This window comes from Novosphingobium clariflavum, from assembly GCF_026420865.1.
Taxonomy (GTDB): domain Bacteria; phylum Pseudomonadota; class Alphaproteobacteria; order Sphingomonadales; family Sphingomonadaceae; genus Novosphingobium; species Novosphingobium clariflavum.
In genome coordinates, this window is sequence record NZ_JAPCWC010000005.1 from 95769 (window position 1) to 113079 (window position 17311).

17 protein-coding genes are annotated in these 17311 nt (G+C 68.4%); 6 read left to right on the plus strand and 11 right to left on the minus strand.

Features of this window, described 5'->3' with window-relative positions:
- Window positions 1-181: 181 nt before the first annotated feature.
- From glnA to OKA11_RS08605, 5 genes are all read right to left on the minus strand, one after another.
- Window positions 182-1591, minus strand: a complete 1410-nt coding sequence (gene glnA / locus OKA11_RS08585; RefSeq protein WP_267219809.1) for a type I glutamate--ammonia ligase — start codon at window positions 1589-1591, stop codon at window positions 182-184.
- A gap of 211 nt (window positions 1592-1802) precedes the next feature.
- On the minus strand, window positions 1803-2141 hold the full coding sequence (locus tag OKA11_RS08590; protein WP_142635445.1) for a P-II family nitrogen regulator: 339 nt from the start codon (window positions 2139-2141) through the stop codon (window positions 1803-1805).
- A 394-nt stretch (window positions 2142-2535) separates the two neighbouring features.
- Window positions 2536-3468, minus strand: coding sequence for an N-acetyl-gamma-glutamyl-phosphate reductase (argC, locus tag OKA11_RS08595; RefSeq protein WP_267219810.1), 933 nt, complete (start codon window positions 3466-3468; stop codon window positions 2536-2538).
- Window positions 3468-3767 carry an SH3 domain-containing protein gene (locus OKA11_RS08600; RefSeq protein ID WP_267219992.1) on the minus strand — a complete coding sequence of 100 codons (300 nt, stop codon included), beginning with the start codon at window positions 3765-3767 and terminating at the stop codon, window positions 3468-3470. Before OKA11_RS08600 ends, argC begins: the two co-directional genes overlap by 1 nt.
- Window positions 3768-3896: 129 nt before the next feature.
- Entirely contained in the window at window positions 3897-5291 is a 1395-nt protein-coding gene (locus OKA11_RS08605; protein WP_267219811.1) for a leucyl aminopeptidase family protein, read from the minus strand.
- A gap of 83 nt (window positions 5292-5374) precedes the next feature.
- Between OKA11_RS08605 and OKA11_RS08610 the strand changes: the two genes are divergently transcribed.
- The 3 genes from OKA11_RS08610 (at window position 5375) to OKA11_RS08620 (ending at window position 8239) form a co-directional block, all read left to right on the plus strand.
- The gene (locus OKA11_RS08610; protein WP_267219812.1) at window positions 5375-6184 is read left to right on the plus strand and encodes a DUF4163 domain-containing protein; all 810 of its coding nucleotides are present in this window, start codon (window positions 5375-5377) and stop codon (window positions 6182-6184) included.
- 75 nt (window positions 6185-6259) lie between these two features.
- Window positions 6260-7090: a type I methionyl aminopeptidase gene (gene map, locus OKA11_RS08615; protein ID WP_267219993.1), complete on the plus strand. Its 831-nt coding sequence runs from the start codon at window positions 6260-6262 to the stop codon at window positions 7088-7090.
- A 99-nt stretch (window positions 7091-7189) separates the two neighbouring features.
- Window positions 7190-8239, plus strand: coding sequence for a hypothetical protein (locus tag OKA11_RS08620; protein ID WP_267219813.1), 1050 nt, complete (start codon window positions 7190-7192; stop codon window positions 8237-8239).
- Between the two features lie 84 nt (window positions 8240-8323).
- On the opposite strand, the gene OKA11_RS08625 is transcribed toward OKA11_RS08620, so the two are convergent.
- Window positions 8324-9142 carry an MmyB family transcriptional regulator gene (locus OKA11_RS08625; protein ID WP_267219814.1) on the minus strand — a complete coding sequence of 273 codons (819 nt, stop codon included), beginning with the start codon at window positions 9140-9142 and terminating at the stop codon, window positions 8324-8326.
- Window positions 9143-9223: 81 nt separating this feature from the next.
- Between OKA11_RS08625 and OKA11_RS08630 the strand changes: the two genes are divergently transcribed.
- The gene (locus tag OKA11_RS08630; RefSeq protein WP_267219815.1) at window positions 9224-9985 is read left to right on the plus strand and encodes a class I SAM-dependent methyltransferase; all 762 of its coding nucleotides are present in this window, start codon (window positions 9224-9226) and stop codon (window positions 9983-9985) included.
- Window positions 9986-10052: 67 nt separating this feature from the next.
- Here OKA11_RS08630 and OKA11_RS08635 read toward each other — a convergent pair whose 3' ends face one another.
- Genes OKA11_RS08635 through OKA11_RS08655 form a run of 5 tightly spaced genes read right to left on the minus strand, consistent with a single transcriptional unit; the run spans window position 10053 to window position 14577 of the window.
- Window positions 10053-11321 (minus strand): adenosylmethionine--8-amino-7-oxononanoate transaminase, encoded by a 1269-nt coding sequence (locus tag OKA11_RS08635; protein WP_267219816.1) that lies wholly within the window; start codon window positions 11319-11321, stop codon window positions 10053-10055.
- Window positions 11318-11977, minus strand: coding sequence for a dethiobiotin synthase (gene bioD / locus OKA11_RS08640; protein WP_267219817.1), 660 nt, complete (start codon window positions 11975-11977; stop codon window positions 11318-11320). The genes OKA11_RS08635 and bioD overlap by 4 nt, the downstream gene beginning before the upstream one ends.
- Window positions 11978-11984: 7 nt before the next feature.
- Entirely contained in the window at window positions 11985-12743 is a 759-nt protein-coding gene (locus OKA11_RS08645) for a methyltransferase domain-containing protein (protein ID WP_267219818.1), read from the minus strand.
- Window positions 12740-13417 (minus strand): alpha/beta fold hydrolase, encoded by a 678-nt coding sequence (locus OKA11_RS08650; protein WP_267219819.1) that lies wholly within the window; start codon window positions 13415-13417, stop codon window positions 12740-12742. The genes OKA11_RS08645 and OKA11_RS08650 overlap by 4 nt, the downstream gene beginning before the upstream one ends.
- A complete protein-coding gene (locus OKA11_RS08655; RefSeq protein WP_267219820.1) occupies window positions 13414-14577 on the minus strand; it encodes an aminotransferase class I/II-fold pyridoxal phosphate-dependent enzyme in 1164 nt (387 codons plus the stop codon). Before OKA11_RS08655 ends, OKA11_RS08650 begins: the two co-directional genes overlap by 4 nt.
- Window positions 14578-14827: 250 nt before the next feature.
- Here OKA11_RS08655 and OKA11_RS08660 point away from each other — a divergent pair, with 250 nt between their 5' ends.
- Together OKA11_RS08660 and OKA11_RS08665 are read left to right on the plus strand one after the other, a co-directional pair.
- Window positions 14828-15784, plus strand: coding sequence for a helix-turn-helix domain-containing protein (locus OKA11_RS08660; RefSeq protein WP_267219821.1), 957 nt, complete (start codon window positions 14828-14830; stop codon window positions 15782-15784).
- Between the two features lie 401 nt (window positions 15785-16185).
- Entirely contained in the window at window positions 16186-17253 is a 1068-nt protein-coding gene (locus OKA11_RS08665; protein ID WP_267219994.1) for a L,D-transpeptidase family protein, read from the plus strand.
- Window positions 17254-17311: the final 58 nt, after the last annotated feature.

Consider the following 17311-nt stretch of genomic DNA (forward strand, 5'->3'; position numbering starts at 1 on the left):
GCCCGCAGCCGGGCCTGTGACGAGCCCGGTCGGTAGTTGGCCTTGCCTGAATAGCGGCCGAACGCGGCGGAGCCGGGACGGCAGGCACAAAGGAATAGGGCGCCCGGACAAAGTCCGGACGCCCCGCTCGGTGAACCGATTTCCCCCTCGCCGCCCCTGGAAGAGCGGCGAGGCAGTGCGATCAGGCGCTGTAGTACATGTCGAACTCGACGGCCGACGGCGTGGTTTCCCAGCGCAGCACTTCGGGCCACTTGAGTTCGAGGTAGGCTTCGATCTGGTCCTTGGTGAACACGCCGCCTTCGAGAAGGAAGTCGTGGTCGGCGGCCAGCGAGTCGAGCGCTTCACGGAGCGAACCGCAGACGGTCGGCACTTCGGCGAGTTCGGCCGGCGGCAGATCGTAGAGGTTCTTGTCCATGGCGTCGCCAGGGTGGATCTTGTTCTTGATGCCGTCGAGGCCAGCCATCAGCAGCGAGGCATAGCACAGGTACGGGTTGGCCATCGCGTCGGGGAAGCGGAATTCCACGCGCTTTGCCTTGTCGCCCGCACCGTAGGGGATGCGGCACGAGGCCGAACGGTTGCGCGCCGAGTAGGCGAGCAGCACGGGGGCTTCGTAGCCCGGCACCAGGCGCTTGTAGCTGTTGGTGGTCGGGTTGGTGAAGGCGTTGAGGGCCTTGGCGTGCTTGATGACGCCGCCGATGAAGTACAGGCACATGTCGGAGAGACCGGCATAGCCGTTACCGGCGAACAGCGGGTTGCCCTTGTCCCAGATCGAGATGTGGGTGTGCATGCCCGAGCCGTTGTCCTTCATGATCGGCTTCGGCATGAACGTGGCGGTCTTGCCGTAGGCCTGTGCGACCATGTGCACGACGTACTTGTAGATCTGCATGCGGTCGGCGGTCTGGACCAGCGTGCCGAAGGTCAGGCCGAGTTCGTGCTGGGCAGCCGCCACTTCGTGGTGGTGCTTGTCGCAGGGCAGGCCCATTTCGAGCATGGTCGAGACCATCTCGGCGCGGATGTCGACAGCCGAGTCGACCGGCGCGACCGGGAAGTAGCCGCCCTTGGCGCGCGGACGGTGGGCGAGGTTGCCCTGCTCGTACGACTTGTCCGAGTTGCCGGGCAGCTCGATGTCGTCGATCTTGAAGCCGTTGCCTTCGTAGCCGTCGTAGAACTTCACGTCGTCGAACATGAAGAATTCGGCTTCGGGGCCGACGTAGACGGTGTCGCCGAAGCCGGCCGACTTGACGAACGATTCAGCGCGCTTCGCGGTCGAGCGCGGGTCGCGGGCATAGAGTTCGCCGGTCGAGGGTTCCACGATGTCGCAGAACAGGATCAGCATCGGGGTGGCCGAGAACGGATCGACGTAGACGGCGTCGAGGTCGGGCTTGAGGATCATGTCCGACTCGTTGATGGCCTTCCAGCCCTCGATCGACGAACCGTCGAACATCAGGCCGTCTTCCAGCTCGTCCTCGCCCAGGACCGACGAAACCATCGTGAGGTGCTGCCACTTGCCCTTGGGGTCGGTGAAACGCAGGTCAACCCACTCGATTTCCTCGTCCTTGATCTTCTTGAGGACGTCCTTTGCACTAGCCATTATCGTGGTTCTCCAGTGATGCTCTTCCGATCCCGAAAGAGACTTTTGGGTTTTGGCATTCGGTATGGCGGGAATGGGCGGCCCCCCGACCACCCATTCCCGGTCCGGCCCGTCCTTGTTCAGTCAGGGGCCGGAAAAAGCTCTTGGCGGGAAGCCGTGTCCACCAGGTCGCGGACGATCCCCTTCCCGGGCATTCGAGGCGGCGGCGCGCTTAGAGCGCGTCGTCGTCCCGCTCGCCGGTGCGGATGCGCACGGCGGTTTCGATCGGCACCACGAAAATCTTGCCGTCGCCGATGCGGCCGGTCTGCGCGGCGTCGGCAATCGCCTCGACCACGCGGTCGGCCAGAGCGTCGGGAACGACCACTTCAAGCTTCACCTTGGGCAGGAAGTCGACGACGTATTCGGCGCCGCGGTAGAGTTCGGTATGGCCCTTCTGGCGGCCGAAACCCTTCGCTTCGGTGACGGTGATGCCCGAGACGCCGACTTCGTGCAGCGCTTCCTTCACTTCATCGAGTTTGAACGGCTTGATGATCGCTTCGATTTTCTTCACGCCTGCCTAGACCCCTGCGGTTGTTTCCCGGCTTCTTCCGATGAGGAGTCCGGTCCCGGGAACCAGCTGCCTCGCGCGCGATTCCCAACTCAAGAATCGTGCCAATGCGGATGGGAAAGTCCTAGGCGAACTGTGCAGGCGCGAAAAGCCCGGATTTGCACCTTTTCGATAGCCGTTAAGCAGTCTTGTGTGGGTGAATCCCCATTCAGGCACAATATCTGTTCAAGAAATGGGCAGGGCCTGCCTGAAAATTGTGCATGTGCTGCCTGCTGGCAAGGCGTTGCGGCACGGCAACCGGCGGCGTGGTCAACACCGCCCTGGTGCGTCAACGAAAAACGCCGCAGGACCGGATCGGACCTGCGGCGCTCATGTTCGTATATGAAAAGACGTTTGTCTAGGCCGCCTGGAGGCGGAGGCCTGCCGTCTCGGGAAGACCGGCCATCAGGTTGAGGTTCTGCACCGCAGCACCGCTCGCGCCCTTGCCCAGATTGTCGAGCATGGCGACCATGCGCGCCTGCGATCCGTCCTGCGAACCCAGCACGCGCAGCGTCAGCGTGTCGACCGGGGCCATCGAGGCGCGCAGCAGCAGTTCGCCCGGCTGGTCGTCGACCACGGTGACGATCTCGCTGCCCGCATAGAACGCGGCGAGGGCGGCACGCAGTTCGGCAGGGCTTCCCGCCTTGGCCATCATCGAGAGATGCAGCGGCACTTCGACCAGCATGCCGCGATGCGCGGGCACCACGGCGGGGGCGAAGATCGGCGCATGGGCGAGGCCGACATGCGCGGTCATTTCCGGCACATGCTTGTGGCCGAGGGCCAGGCCATAGGCGCGGAAGGCGATGTCGCGATCGTCCTCGAAGTGCGCGATCAGGGCCTTGCCGCCGCCCGAATAGCCCGAGACGGCGTGGCACACGTAAGACCAGTCGGCGGGCAGCAGCCCGGCGCGCACCAGCGGCGCGACCAGCGCGATGAAGCCGGTGGGATAGCAACCCGGATTGCTGACGAAACGCGCGGCGGCGACGGTCTCGCGGCCGACCACTTCGGGGAAGCCGTAAGTCCACTCCGGCGAAACCCGGTGCGCCGAGGAGGCGTCGATCACGCGCGTGGTGTCGTTGCGGATCATGCCGACGGCGGCCTTGGCGGCATCGTCGGGCAGGCACAGGATCACGAAATCGGCGGCATTGAGCGCCTCGGCGCGGGCGCCGTCGTCCTTGCGGCGCGCCTCGTCCAGCACGATCAGTTCGAATTCGCTGCGACCGGCAAGCCGTTCGGCGATCTCGAGCCCGGTGGTGCCTGCGGCCCCGTCGATGAAGACGCTCTTTGCCATTACTTTACGGCCTCGATCTGCGCGAGCGAAACATAGCCGACCTGGCCGTCCTCGCCCAGCTGGCCCCAGGCCCATTGTCCGGCAATGTCGAGCACGTTGAAAGTCTCGCCCACGGGCAGGTCGCGAATCGCCTCTGCCTCGTCACGTCCGAACGTGCGCAGGACCGCGCCGTCCAGAACCGTGTGCGGCATCGGCACCGCATAGTGCGGCACGAAGTAGCGGCCTGCGAGCTTGATATGCGCAAGGTCGCCGCGCACGGGCAGGCAGCCGGGATCCGCGGTCACGCTCGGCCCCGTCATGGCAAGCTGCTTTTCGGCAAGCGAGCCGTCGATCAGGGGGCGGGTATAGGAATCCTCAGTGGCCAACGCGGGGGAATCTCCAAAAGCAAAGATGCGCGCGCTTAGCGATGCTTCGCCGATTTCGCAACATCAGCGGCCAGCCGGGGTGTAGCGCTGCTGCAACAGGTGCCATGCCGCGCGCAGGCCCAGCGCCTCGCCGCCCTTGGGACGGCCCGGCTTGGCGGCGGGGCGCCACGCGAAGGTATCGAAGTGAATCCAGTCGGTTCCGGCGGGCACGAAACGGTCGAGGAACAGCGCCGCGGTGCTGGAACCGGCAAATCCGCTCGACCCGGCATTGTTGATATCGGCGATGTCGGACTTCAGGTATTCGCGGTAACCCTCGTAGAGCGGCAGGCGCCAGCAGGGATCGTCGACGGCAAGTCCGGCGTCGAGGACCTCCTGTGCGGTGCGGTCCTCGCGGGTGAACAGCGCGGGAAGGTCGGGCCCCACGGCCACGCGGGCGGCGCCGGTCAGGGTGGCGAAGTCGATCACCAGTTCGGGCTCCTTCTCGCCCGCGCGGGCCAGCGCATCGCCCAGGATCAGGCGGCCTTCGGCATCGGTGTTGCCGATCTCGACCGAGATCCCGGCGCGGCTTTTCAGCACGTCGCCGGGGCGGAAAGCATTGCCGGCGATGGCGTTCTCCACCGCCGGGATCAGCAGGTGCAGGCGCACCGGCAGCTTGGCGCCCATGATCAGGCGGGCGAGGGCGAGGGCGTGGGCGGCGCCGCCCATGTCCTTCTTCATCAGCAGCATGCCTGCGCCCGGCTTGATGTCGAGCCCGCCCGAATCGAAGCAGACACCCTTGCCGACGACGGCGATCTTCGGATGGCTGGGATCGCCCCATTCCAGTTCGATCAGGCGCGGCGCGTGGGAGCGGCCCGCCGCGCGGCCGACGGCATGGACCATCGGATATTCGCGTTCGAGCATTTCGCCGCGTGTCACGTGAATTTCCGCGCGGAACGCCTTGGCCAGCCCTTCGGCTTCGGCTTCGAGCTGGCCGGGCCCCATGTCCTCTGCGGGGGTATTGACGAGATCGCGGACCAGTTCGGTCGCTTCGGCTGCGGCAGTCACCGCGTCGATCGCCCTGACCTCGGTGGTGAGGAGAATGCGCGGGCCTTCATCCGAGGCGTCGGAGCGGTAGCGGTCGAACCGGTACTGCCCGGTGATCCAGCCGAGCAGCGCCTTGCCAGCCTCACCCCCCGAGCAGCGATAGGTGCCTTCGGGCAGCACCTCGGCAAGCTTGCCAAGGCACCACGAAGTGAGCGCGGCGGGGGCGGCGACACCGGCGGCGACCGCCCAGCTGTCGCCGTCCGCGAAGATCGCGTGGCTGCCGGCCTCGCCGGTGAATTTCTGCGCGTCGAGCGCGGCGCGCTGGGGCACCGAGAGGCCCTTGAGGAACGGCTCCAGGCCATCCTTGTTCAGAAGGTGGATGGTCACGGCCTTCTGGCCGCGATCGGGCTGAATCAATGCGTTCTTGTCGCTCATGGCGAGATTCTCTAGCCTTCCCGGGGGCGGTAGCCGAGAGGAAAATGATGCGAATTCGTAGTTGGTTGGCGGCGTCTGCTGCAATGGGCCTGATTTTGCTGGCGGGTTGCAAGGGCGATCCGGCGCCGGCCACCACCGCTACGGCGTCCGAGGCGCCGGTCGCGGCGGCCAGCGAGGATGCCGGTACGCCCAGCGATGATGCCAGCGCCGTACCCGTCGGCGGCGGCCGCTCGGAAAAGGACGAGAACGATCTTTACGAATTCACCTACGCCTATCCCGACGCGGCAGGCGCGATCCCCGGCCTCAAGGCTGCGCTCGACAAGCAGCTCGAGGAGCAGCGCGCCGAACTGATCGGCTCCGCCAGGGAGGACCGCGCCGAGGCGAAGAAGGACGGGTTCCCCTATCACGCGCACAGCTTCGGCGAGGACTGGAAGGTCGTGGCCAGCCTGCCCGGCTGGCTGTCGATCTCCTCCGAGTTCTATACCTTCTCCGGTGGTGCGCACGGGATGAGCGGTTCCGATACGCTGCTGTGGGATCGCCATGCGGAGACGGTGCGTGCGCCCGTCGATCTTTTCACCAGCAATGCGGCGTTGACCAAGGCGCTGCAGGGGCCGTTCTGCGATGCGCTCGACAAGGAGCGCGGCAAGCGCCGCGGCGCGCCGGTGGTGCGCGGCGAGGACGAGATGTTCAGCGACTGCATCGATCCGCTCGACCAGGTGGTGATCTTGGGCTCCACCAACGGGCAGACTTTCGATCGCATCGGCGTGCTGGTGCCGCCGTACAACGCGGGGCCTTATGCCGAGGGCAACTACGAGATCACCCTGCCGGTGACGGGCGCGGTGATGGCGGCGCTGAAACCGCAGTACCGGGCCAGTTTCTCGCTCGGAAAGTGAACTCTCCCCCAAACGCAACCGGGACTGCACAGTCCTGATTCGCAATTTCGGTTCATGCCCGCTATCTTGGCGGGCATGACCGAATACCAGATCGTAGAGCCCGGAAGCGAAACCGTCCTGCGCGACGGCACCATCAAGTTGCACGGACCCGAAGGGTTCGAGGGCATGCGCAAGGCCGGCCGCCTTGCCGCCATGATTCTCGACGAGATCGCGCCGATGGTGCAGCCCGGCGTCACCACTGCCGCCATCGACGACAAGGTCCGCGAACTGACGCTGGACGGCGGCGCGGTGCCCGCCACGCTTGGCTATCGCGGTTATGCGCATTCGTGCTGCATCTCGATCAACCACGTGGTCTGCCACGGCATCCCGTCGGAAAAGACGATCAAGGACGGCGATATCGTCAATATCGACGTGACCCCGCTGCTGGACGGCTGGCACGGCGATACCAGCCGCATGTACCTGGCCGGCGACGTTTCGCTGAAGGCCCGCCGCCTGGTCGACGTGACCTACGAATGCCTGATGATCGGCATCGAGCAGGCCAAGCCCGGCAACCGCGTGGGCGACATCGGCGCGGCCATCCAGGCCTATGCCGAATCGTTCCGCTACGGCGTCGTGCGCGAATTCTGCGGCCACGGCCTCGGCCGCCTGTTCCACGATGCGCCCGAAGTGGTTCATGCCGGTCGCCCCGGCACCGGTCCGGTGCTCAAGCCCGGCATGTTCATGACCATCGAGCCGATGATCAATCTCGGCAAGCCGCCGGTGAAGCTGCTGTCGGACGGCTGGACGGCGGTGACGCGCGACAAGTCGCTCTCGGCGCAGTTCGAACATTCGATCGGCATCACCGAGACCGGCTGCGAGATCTTCACGACCAGCCCCAAGGGTCTGCACAAGCCGCCTTACGCCTGATTGCCTGAGGCGCGATATCGCCCCGGCGCACGGGCCGGGGCGTGACCGCACGCCTCGGCCATGACAGCCTTCCGCCCGGACAAGAGGGAAGAGAAAGCCATGGCCACCACCGCGACGGACCTGACCGGCGGGGTTCCCGAAGACCGTGAATTTGTCGTGGCGACACGACCCGAGGACGGGTTGCGCGATGCCGTGAACGTGTGGATCGAGGAGGAAAACGGCCTCTTCGCCATGCGCATCGGAGTGGAGGCGGTGGGCGCGCACTGGGATCGCCACGAGTTCTGGCTCGACGTCGCCTTCGCCGATGGCCGCCTGCTTTCCAGGCGCGGTGATGGGGAGGCGCACGCACCCTTCGGTGCCGATGGCCGCCCCACCGTGCGCGGCACCGGCCCGGTCCGCTTCGAATGCGTGGAACCGTTCCGGCGCTGGAACGCGGCGTACAAGGGCGAGGTCGCCGAAACCACGGCGCAAGCGATCATCGACAATCCCGCCTTCGAGGAGGCGGTATGGGCCGATCTCGAAATCGCCGTCGACATGGACATGGCCGCGCCGCCGTGGGTGCCGGGCTCGCTTCTCCCCGAAGCCGCCGAGGCGCTGGGCGGCGAACAGGGCAGCTTCATGAGCCCGCGCTACGAACAGCTTTTCCGTTGCACCGGCATGCTCACCGTCAATGGCCAGAGCCGCCCGTTCAAGGCCAATGGCCTGCGCATCCGCCGCACCGGTTTCCGCGCCTTCGCCGGGTTCTGGGGGCATTGCTGGCAGAGCGCGGTCTTCCCCAGCGGCCGTGCCTTCGGGTTCAATATCTACCCCCCGCGCGACGACGGCGGCCTCAATTATGCCGAAGGCTGGATCATCGATGCGGATGGCACCCGCACCCCGGCGCGTCCGGTACGGGTGCCTTGGCTGCGGCGTTTCCTGACCGGGGGCGAGGACGTGTCCTTCGTGCTGGAAACGATCGACGGCCGCCGCGTGGAGATCGCGGGTGAGACCTTTACAAACACCCGCTCTCGCGGCGGCCATGTGCTGCCCCCGGACTGGCCGAAGGACTTCCCGCTCGTGCAGCAGAGCCATGCCTTCTACACCTGGGATGGCGAGCGGACGACCGGCATGATCGAGCGGTCGAGCAAGCCCAGTGTGATGGCGCGTTAGGGAAGCAGTCCCGCGCTCCTTGCGGCGCAGCCAATCGGTCTCCGGACGCCGCCATGGGCGCGCGGCGCAGTTGGCCCACGTGACCTAGACGGTCATGGGGGTGCAGGGGGTGTTGACCCCCTGCTTTTTCGTTTTTTCCTCTTCCAGAAACACCAGGCGAAAATCCTCCCGTTCCACATCCGCCAGCGTGTGTTGGGTGAAGCGCAGCAGTCCGTCCTGCGGGTGCAGGAAGTCCCGCGCCCCGCCTTCGCGGGCGAGTACCGACTGGCTGTCCCATCCTGCGCGGAACTCCGGGCTGTGGTTCTGCAGCCACTCCACCACGGCGGCAACGCGCGGGTCGTTCATCACGCGGCCATAGTCGCGGCGGAACTCGGCGAGCAGGCGCATGGCGCGGCTGTGCCAGTCGGGCAGCAGCGTGCGCGCGGCGGGGTGGGTGAACACGTATCGTAGCAGGTTCGGCGCGCGCTCGGCATCGAACAGCCCGGCAAACAGGCGGCGCGCGGCGGCGTTGGCGGCGCAGACCGACCACGCGGGATCGAGCGCATAGGCCGGGAAGGGCAGGGCGGCCACCGCCGCGGTGATCGCGGGCGGTGCCGCCTCGGGCGATCCGGCAAAGGGGTCGGCGGGATCGCGGCGCGCGGCGAGAGAAAACAGGTAGTCGCGCTCGGCGGGTGAGAGCGCCAGCGCCCCGGCCAGCCGTGCCAGCGTTTCCGCCGAAGGGCGCACGTCGCGCCCCTGTTCGATCCACGCGACCCAGGTGGTGCCGATGGCGGCGCGTGCGGCCAGTTCCTCGCGCCGGAGACCCGGGGTGCGGCGGCGTCGGGCATGGCCTTCGGGAGCCAGGCCTTCGCGGCGGGCGCGGACAAAGGCGCCCAGCAGGCGGCGTTGTGCTTCGGTGGACATGGCAGCACTTATAACAGGATAATTATATCCATTGTAACAGGCTAAATCGGGTTCATGAGGGACGCCGAAAGGAGATCGACCATGACCGATCACAACCAACATGCATTGGCGCAAAGCCAGTTCGGCGAAATGTCCGCCGCTTACGTGGAAAGCGCCGTCCACGCCGCGGGCGCCGACCTTCAGACCATTGCCGCCCGCGCGCTTGTCGCGGCGCCGCGCCATGCGCTCGATCTCGGCGCCGGCGGCGGGCATGTCGCCTATGCGATGGCGCCCCATGCCGCGCAGGTCATCGCCTGCGACCTGTCGCCCGAGATGCTGGAGGCGGTGGCAAGCGAGGCGGCGCGGCGGGGTCTTGCCAATATCGCCGTGCAGGCCGCCCCTGCCGAAGCGCTGCCGTTTGCAGAGGGCACGTTCGATTTCCTCGCCTGCCGTTTTTCCCCCCACCACTGGCGTGATGCCGAGGCCGGTCTGCGCGAGGCGCGGCGGGTGCTCAAGGCGGGCTCGCCGGCGATCTTCGTCGACGTGGTGGCCCCGGCCGATGCGGCGGCGGACACCCATCTGCAGGCCGTGGAACTGCTGCGCGATGTCAGCCATGTGCGCGATTACACGGCGGCGCAGTGGACCGCGATGCTCGGCCGTGCCGGGTTCACCGCGCGGGAGGTCCGCACCGCGCGGCTGCGCATGGACTTTGCCACCTGGACGGCGCGGATGCGCACGCCGCCCGAACGGGTGGCGGCGATCCGCGCGCTTCAGGCCGTGGCCCCGGCGGAAGTGGCGGCGTGGTTCGGGATCGAGGCGGACGGCTCGTTCACCATCGATACGGTGCTGATCGAGGCGGTCTGAAACGCGAGCGGCGACGAGCGGGCCAGCGCCGCGAAATGCGCGTTTCGCGAATTTCGCGGCGGGGCTCTCAGAACGAGATCACCGCCTCGCCGATGGCATCCCAGACTTGCGCCAGTTCGTCGTCGCCGATGCAGTAGGGCGGCATGACGTAGACGGTGTTGCCGAGCGGACGCAGCAGCACGTCGCGTTCGCGGAAGAACGCCATCAGGCGGGGGGCGAGATCGCTCATGTAGCCGGTCTCGCCGCTGGTCTTGAAGTCCAGCGCGGCGATCGTGCCCAAGCTGCGCGGATTGTCGAAGTGGCAGAACCGTCCGAGTTTATCGAGCCAGGCCGCCTGCTTTTGAGCCAGCGCGCTGACCCGTTCCAGCACCGGTTCCTCGCGCCAGATGGCGAGGTTGGCCGCCGCCGCCGCGCAGGCGATCGGGTTGGCGGTGTAGCTGGACGAGTGGAAGAACATCCGCGCCCGGTCGGCCGCGTAATGGGCCTCGAAGATCGCCTCGCTGGCCATGGTCACGGCAAGCGGCACGGCGCCGCCGGTGAGCCCCTTCGACAGGCAGAGGATGTCGGGCACCACCCCGGCCTGCTCGCAGGCGGTCAGCGTGCCGGTGCGCCCCCATGCGGTCATCACTTCGTCGGCGATGAACAGGACGCCGTGCCGGGCGCAGATCTCGTACATCGCCTTCAGCGTGCCTGCCCCGTAGAACAGCATGCCGCCCGAACCGAGCACCAGCGGCTCGACGATCAGCGCGGCGGTATCCGGCAGGCGGCAGAGCGCCTCGAGGGCATCGAGGGTTGCCTGCTCGGCCCCGGCGGCGGGGAAGGGAATCCGGCCCACGTCGAACAGCAGCGGGTCGTAGGGCCGGTTGAACACCCCGCGCGCGCCCACCGACATCGCGCCAATGGTGTCGCCGTGGTAGGAATGGTCCATCACCACGATGCGGTGGCGCCTTGCGCCCTTGCCGTCCTCGGCGCGCCAGTGCCAGTAGCCGAGCGCCATCTTGAGCGCCACTTCGACGCTGGTGGAGCCCGAATCCGAGAAGAACACCCGCGTCAGGCTTGGCGGCATCAGCGCGCGCAAGGCTTCGGCGACCTGCTCGGCCGGTTCGTGCGTCCAGCCGGCGAAGATCAACTGGTCGAGCTTGCCCGCCTGCTCGGCGATGGCGGCCATGATGCGCGGGTGGCAGTGGCCGTGCGTTGTCACCCACCAGGACGAGATCGCGTCGATCACCGCGCGGCCGTCCGCCGTGTGCAGCCTTGCCCCTTCGGCGCGCGTCACCAGCGGCACCGGCTCCTGCAGGCCGTGCTGGGTGAAGGGATGCCAGATCGAAGAGGTCATGCTGCCCCCGTCTCTGCCGTGAAATCGGCAAGGTTGAACTGTGCGGCAAAGGCCTCGCGCAGCGCTTCGGGCGTCAGCGGCGAGAGATGCGGCAGGCGGCCGAGGCGGCGGACCTTGCCCATTGCGCAGATCGTTGCCTCGCTGTCGTCCTGCGCTTCGCCGACAAAGGCAACGCCCAGCACTTCGACGCCGCGCGCGCGCAGCGCCTCGATGGTCAGCAGCGTGTGGTTGATCGTGCCCAGCACGGTGCGGGCGACGACGATCACCGGCGCCTGCCAGCGCGCGAACTGGTCGGCATAAGTCATGCTGCGCGAGAGCGGCACCAGCGCACCGCCTGCGCCTTCGACCACCAGCGGGCCATCGATGCGGGGCAGGGCGAGCCGGGCGGGATCGATCTCGACCCCGTCGATCTCGGCGGCGCGGTGGGGGGAGCAGGGGGTGGTGAGCCGGTAGGCTTCGGCCAGCACCTTGTCGCGCGGCAGGCCCGAGAGGCGGGCGACACGGTCGGCATCGCCGCCGTCCGCTTCCAGCCCGGCCTGCACCGGCTTCCAGTAATGCGCGCCAAGCGCGCCCGCGAGGGCCGCGGCGAGCACGGTCTTGCCGATTTCGGTATCGGTGCCGGTGACGATCAGGGGCTTTGCGATGAATGTGCTCATGGGCGGCTCACCTAGCGCGGTGTAGGTGACAGGTCACGACTTCGTAAGTCACTTCGCATCCGCTTTGGGCAAATCGGCCCAGCGTGCGGCGCAACTGCGGCGGGGTGAGCGGGCGGTGTCCGGCCTGAGCCGCCTGCGCGCCGATGGCTTTCAGGCCGCGCAGGAAGGCCAGCGGGTGCTCGTGGCGTTCCACGTGGTTGCGGACCGTGACGGTGCAATCCCGGAAGGCCTCGACCGGCGCGAAAGCGGGGGTTCCGGCGCGGAGGCCCTCGGCGGCATGGGCGGCGCGCCATTCGGCGAAGCTGCCGGGCCCCAGCGTGGTGACCATCAGGTGGCCCCCCGGCGCCAGCCAGCCTGCCATGCGGGCGAGCGCTGCGGGGGCATCGTCGAACCACTGCACCGCCAGGCTGGAGCAGATGAGGTCGAACGGGCCGCCTTCGGGGACGCCATATTCGCCGTCGAGCAAGGCGAAGCGATGATGCGCGCGCGCGCCAAGACGGGTGCGGCAGCGCTCCAGCATTTCGGTCGCGAGATCGGTGATCAGCCAGTCGCCGCCGATGCCGGTGCTGCCGAGTGCCTCGGTCAGGAACCCGGTGCCGCAGCCGATCTCCAGCACGCGTGGGCCTGCATGGGGCGCGCCGGGCAGGTCGAGCGCGGCAATCCGCGCCGCCAGCGCCGCGGCCACCTCGCGCTGGACGCGGGCATGGCCGTCATAGTCGGGGGCGGCCGCGAAGGCGCGGCGCACGGTCTCGCGCGGGACGTTCATGCCGGCGGCGTCGTGCCCGATGCCGGCGCCGCTGCCGCTGCCGCTGCCGCTGCCGGTGCCAGCATCGCTGCCAGCCCGCGCACGGCTTCGGCGCAGAGTTCGGGGTCCTCGAGCGGGAGCAGGTGGCCGCCCGCCTCGCTCTCGATCCGGCGCACGTCGCCGCCCTCGAAAGTGCCTGCGCGCATGGCGCCTGGCATCAGCGGATCCTGCCCGCCCTGCAGCGAGATCACCGGGACCCCGGGTAGCGGCGCCCGGGCATCGCGCAGGCGCAGCAGGTCGCGGCGCAGCAGGTCGGCGTCGGGCTTGCCTGCGGGCACGGTGCCTCCGATCTGCTGGTGGAAACTGGCCAGCACGCCCGCCGGGCTCTGCCCGAAGCGGCGGATCATGTGCTCGACCACCCGCACCGGCACGCCCGGCTGGCCAAGCGGCGCGGTGAAGCGGGCAAAGCCGTTGATGGCGACCACGCCGAGCAGCCCCGGCGGCGGATCGGCCAGCACGCGGACGGTGCCGAAGCTGTGCGTCACCGCGATGCAGGGGCCGTCCAGCGAGGGCGCATGGGGCGCGCCGAAGTAGCCGGCGTCATCGATCGCATGGTCAAAATCGGCAAGCCGCGCGGCGAGCGGTGTCCAGAAATGCCGGTCGAAACCCCAGCCATGGGCAAACAGCAGTTTCACCGCAGGGCCTCGATGGCGGCGAGCAGGGCGGCGATGTCGTCCGGCGCATGGGTCGCGCGCAGGGCCAGGCGCAGGCGGCTGGTGCCGGGCGGCACGGTCGGCGGTCGGATCGCGGCGGCGAGGAAGCCCGCCTCCTCCAGCTTGCGCGAAAGCGCCATGGCATCGGCCTCGGCGCCGATCACCGCGGGCACGATCTGGGTGGAGGACTGGGCGTAGTCCAGTCCCAGCCGCGCCAGTCCCGCGCGCAGCTGCTCGCCCAGCGCCGCAAGGTGCGCGCGCTCGGCCGCCATCGTCGGCACCAGGTCCAGCGCGGCATCGACCGCGCCGAGCACGGCGGGCGGCGGCGCGGTGGTGAAGATCATCCCGCTCGCCGCGTTGAGGAGGTAATCCACCAGCACTTGCGAGCCGGCGATATAGGCGCCGAACCCGCCCAGTGCCTTGCTGAAGGTGCCCATGATCACGTCCACCCGCCCCGGAGCGAGCGCCGAAAGCCCGGCGCCGCCGGGGCCGAGCACGCCGGTGGCATGGGCCTCGTCGATGTAGAGCACGGCGTCGTGGCGCTCGGCGATCTCGGCCAGGCGCAGCACGTCGGCGCGGTTGCCGTCCATCGAGAACACGCTTTCGGTGAGGATCAGCCGCGCGGGGGCCTCGGCGCCCTTGCTCGCGAGAAGCTGTTCGAGATGGTCCAGGTCATTGTGGCGAAACCGGTGCTGGCGCGCGCCGGACACCGCGATCCCGGCATGCATCGAGGCATGGATCAACCGGTCGGCAAAGACGGCGACGCCGGGCATCGCCGCGATCAGCGCCGGGATCACCGCGGCATTGGCCTGCCAGCCGCTGGCAAAGACCAGCGCTGCTTCGGCATGCTTGAATTGGGCGATCCGGGCCTCGAGCGCGAGGTGCGCCGCGCTGGTGCCGGTCACCAGCCGCGACGCGCCCGAGCCGGTGCCATGCGCGTGCGTCCAGGCGGCGGCGCGCTCGGCGAGCAGCGGGTGGCGGGCAAGGCCGAGATAGTCGTTGCTGGAAAAATCGACGAGGTCGCGCCCCTCGCGCCGGATGCGCCCGGCGGGGAGCAGGGCGGCGGGGCGCAGGCTGCGGCGCTGTCCGGCACTGTCGATCCGCGCCAGCGCGGCCTCGAGGAAGGAATCGAGCCTCTTCATCGCGCTCGCCGGTATGGCATGCGGCACGCCGAGACAATGGCTGTTTGCGGCTGTTTGCGGCCGTTACGCGCCACCCGGGCCGCGCTTGCGGCCAATCGCGGCGGTTTGCGGCGGATCGCCGGGGCGTCATCGCGCTGGCGTGACTGGTGGCGGGACTGGGGGCGGGGCCGGCGGCGGGACCGCGCCGGACAGAACGGTCGACCTCGCGCGGGAATCAAGGTAAATTACTGTAAAACCATGAGGGGATTCGATGGCGGAAGAGCATTCCCGTCATTGCGGACTTGTCCTGCGGACCGTGGAATCCGGCGCTGCGGCCGTGCAGTCGCCGGTCGCGGCTTCGTGGTGCCGCTCGGCGCTGCGTTATGGCCTGCGGCCCGATGACCGGCCGTTCGTGGAACGGTTGGACGAGAGCGCCTTGCGCGCGGTGCGCGAGGCGGCGGGCGGCCTGCCGGACCTCGCGCAGGCGACGCTCGATGCCCTGTTCGCCAGTGTCGGGCGCAGCGGTGCCTGCCTGCTGCTCGCCAATGGCGATGGTATCGTGCTCGACATGCGGACCACCGAGGCCGAACGCGAGACGTTTGCCGGGCACGGGCTGGCGCCGGGGGCGAACTGGTCGGAAATGCGCGAGGGCACCAATGGCATCGGTACCAGCCTGATCGAGCAGCGGGCGGTGACGATCCTGCGCGACGAGCACTTTGCCTGCCGCAACACCGGGGTCTCGTGCATGGCGTCGCCGATCTTCGATCCCGACGGCCATGTGATCGCCGCGCTCAACGTCTCCAGCGCCCGCGCCGACCTGGGCGATACCGCGCTGCTGGTGGCCGCGCTGGTGCAGGACGCGGCCCGCGCTATCGAGCGTGACATGTTCTGCGAGCGCTTCGGCGCGGCGCGGATCATGCTCGCACCGGCGGAGCGGCAGGGCGGCGGCCCGGCCTTGCTGGCGGTCGACCGCGATGACCTGGTGATCGGCGCAACCCGCGCGGCGCGCCGGCAACTGGGGTTCGAGGCGGGCACGCCGCTGCCACCGCGGCCGATCGGCGACCTGCTGGGGGAACCGCAAGTCCAGGGGTTCGAGGATGGCGACCGCGCGGTGCTGCGCCAGGCGCTCGCCCGGGCGGGGGGAAACGTGTCGGCCGCGGCGCGCCTGCTGGGAATCGGCCGGGCGACATTCTACCGGCGGATGGAGCGCGTCGGGATGGGTGGGTGAATTTCAACAGTACTGTTGCGCGCAATACTTCAAATTGTTTTTAAAATGTATCACTGCCGAGACAGCTAGGTAGTAATACTTGGGCGGAGGTCTTGGCGAGGGCGGCGCTGCGGCTTATTCTGACAGGCGTAGCTTTCCGGTAACGGCACCCCCCCTCCCTCCGCCGCGGAAAGCTTTCGCGCCTGGCGAGGCCTTGTCCTCTCTCCCATCCCCCCGAGAGGCTTCGCCGGGCGCTTTCTCTCCGTTTCACCGGTTGCGCCGAACCCTCCCGGAGCGGATTTGCGGCGGGGCGTGCAGCCTCTGCCGGTGCGGGGCGTTGTAGAGACACCTGTTCCAATTGCTCACGGTGTCCTTTGAAGTTCTTGCACTCCGTATCGCTGGCGCCCGCTGCGCTGATCGGCATGGCGTTTGGTCCGCTGGCCGTGATCCCGCTCTCCGCCTGCCATTCCGAGGTTGATGCCCCCAAGGCGGAGGTCGCGGCCAGGCCGTCGGCCGATCCGCTGGCCTTTGCGCCCGCCCCCGCCGCCGCTGCCCAGGGACCGGCATCGCCGGCACCGGGCAATCCCCTGCTGCGCGCGCAAGTCGCGCTGGACCGCCAGGGCTTTTCGCCGGGCGTGATCGACGGCAAGGACAGTGCCGCTTATGGGCTGGCGCTGCGCGGGTTCCAGCAGGCGCATGGGCTCGCCGCGAGCGGCAGGCTCGATACGCCGACCCAGCAGGCGTTGCTGGCGGGCGTGCGCGGCGATGGCACCCGCCGCGTGACGATCCCGCTGGCATTTGCGCGCGGGCCGTTTCATCCCGATCTTCCCCGCGACATGGCAGGGCAAGCGAGGTTTGACCGGCTCGGCTACCGCAGCATGAGCGAGGCTCTGGCGGAACGTTTCCACACGACACCCGAAACCCTGCTGGCGCTCAACGGACCGGGCACGGTGCTGGGCGCGGGGCGGGTGGTGCGGGTGCCCGACATCGCCGATGCGGCTCCGAAGCCCGAGGATGGCGACACGACCGGCTGGTCCGACACGCTGGTGCGCTTGGGCGTCGCCGCCAACCAGCCGCGCGCCGATCATCTCGTGGTCGACAAGTCCGACGGCGCCCTGCGGGCCTACGACAAGCAGGACCGTCTGATCGCGCAGTTCCCGGTGACGACCGGCAGTGGCCACGATCCCTTGCCGCTGGGGACCTGGAAGATTGTCGGCGCGGCGCGCAATCCCGACTATCACTTCAATCCCGACCTGTTCTGGGATGCCAAGAAGAATGCCAAGGACAAGCTGCTGCCGCCGGGGCCGAACGGGCCGGTCGGGGTGGTCTGGCTGGACTTGTCCAAGGAGCACTACGGTATCCACGGCACGCCCGAGCCGCAGAACATCGGCAAGACCGAAAGCCACGGCTGCGTGCGCCTGACCAACTGGGATGCGGCACGGCTGGCGCAGATGGTCTCGCCCGGGATCACGGTGGTGTTCCAGGCCTGAGCGTCTGAGCGTGCCGAACGCTTCGGGGTGGGGCGAGCCTTGGCCGGGGTGGATCGAA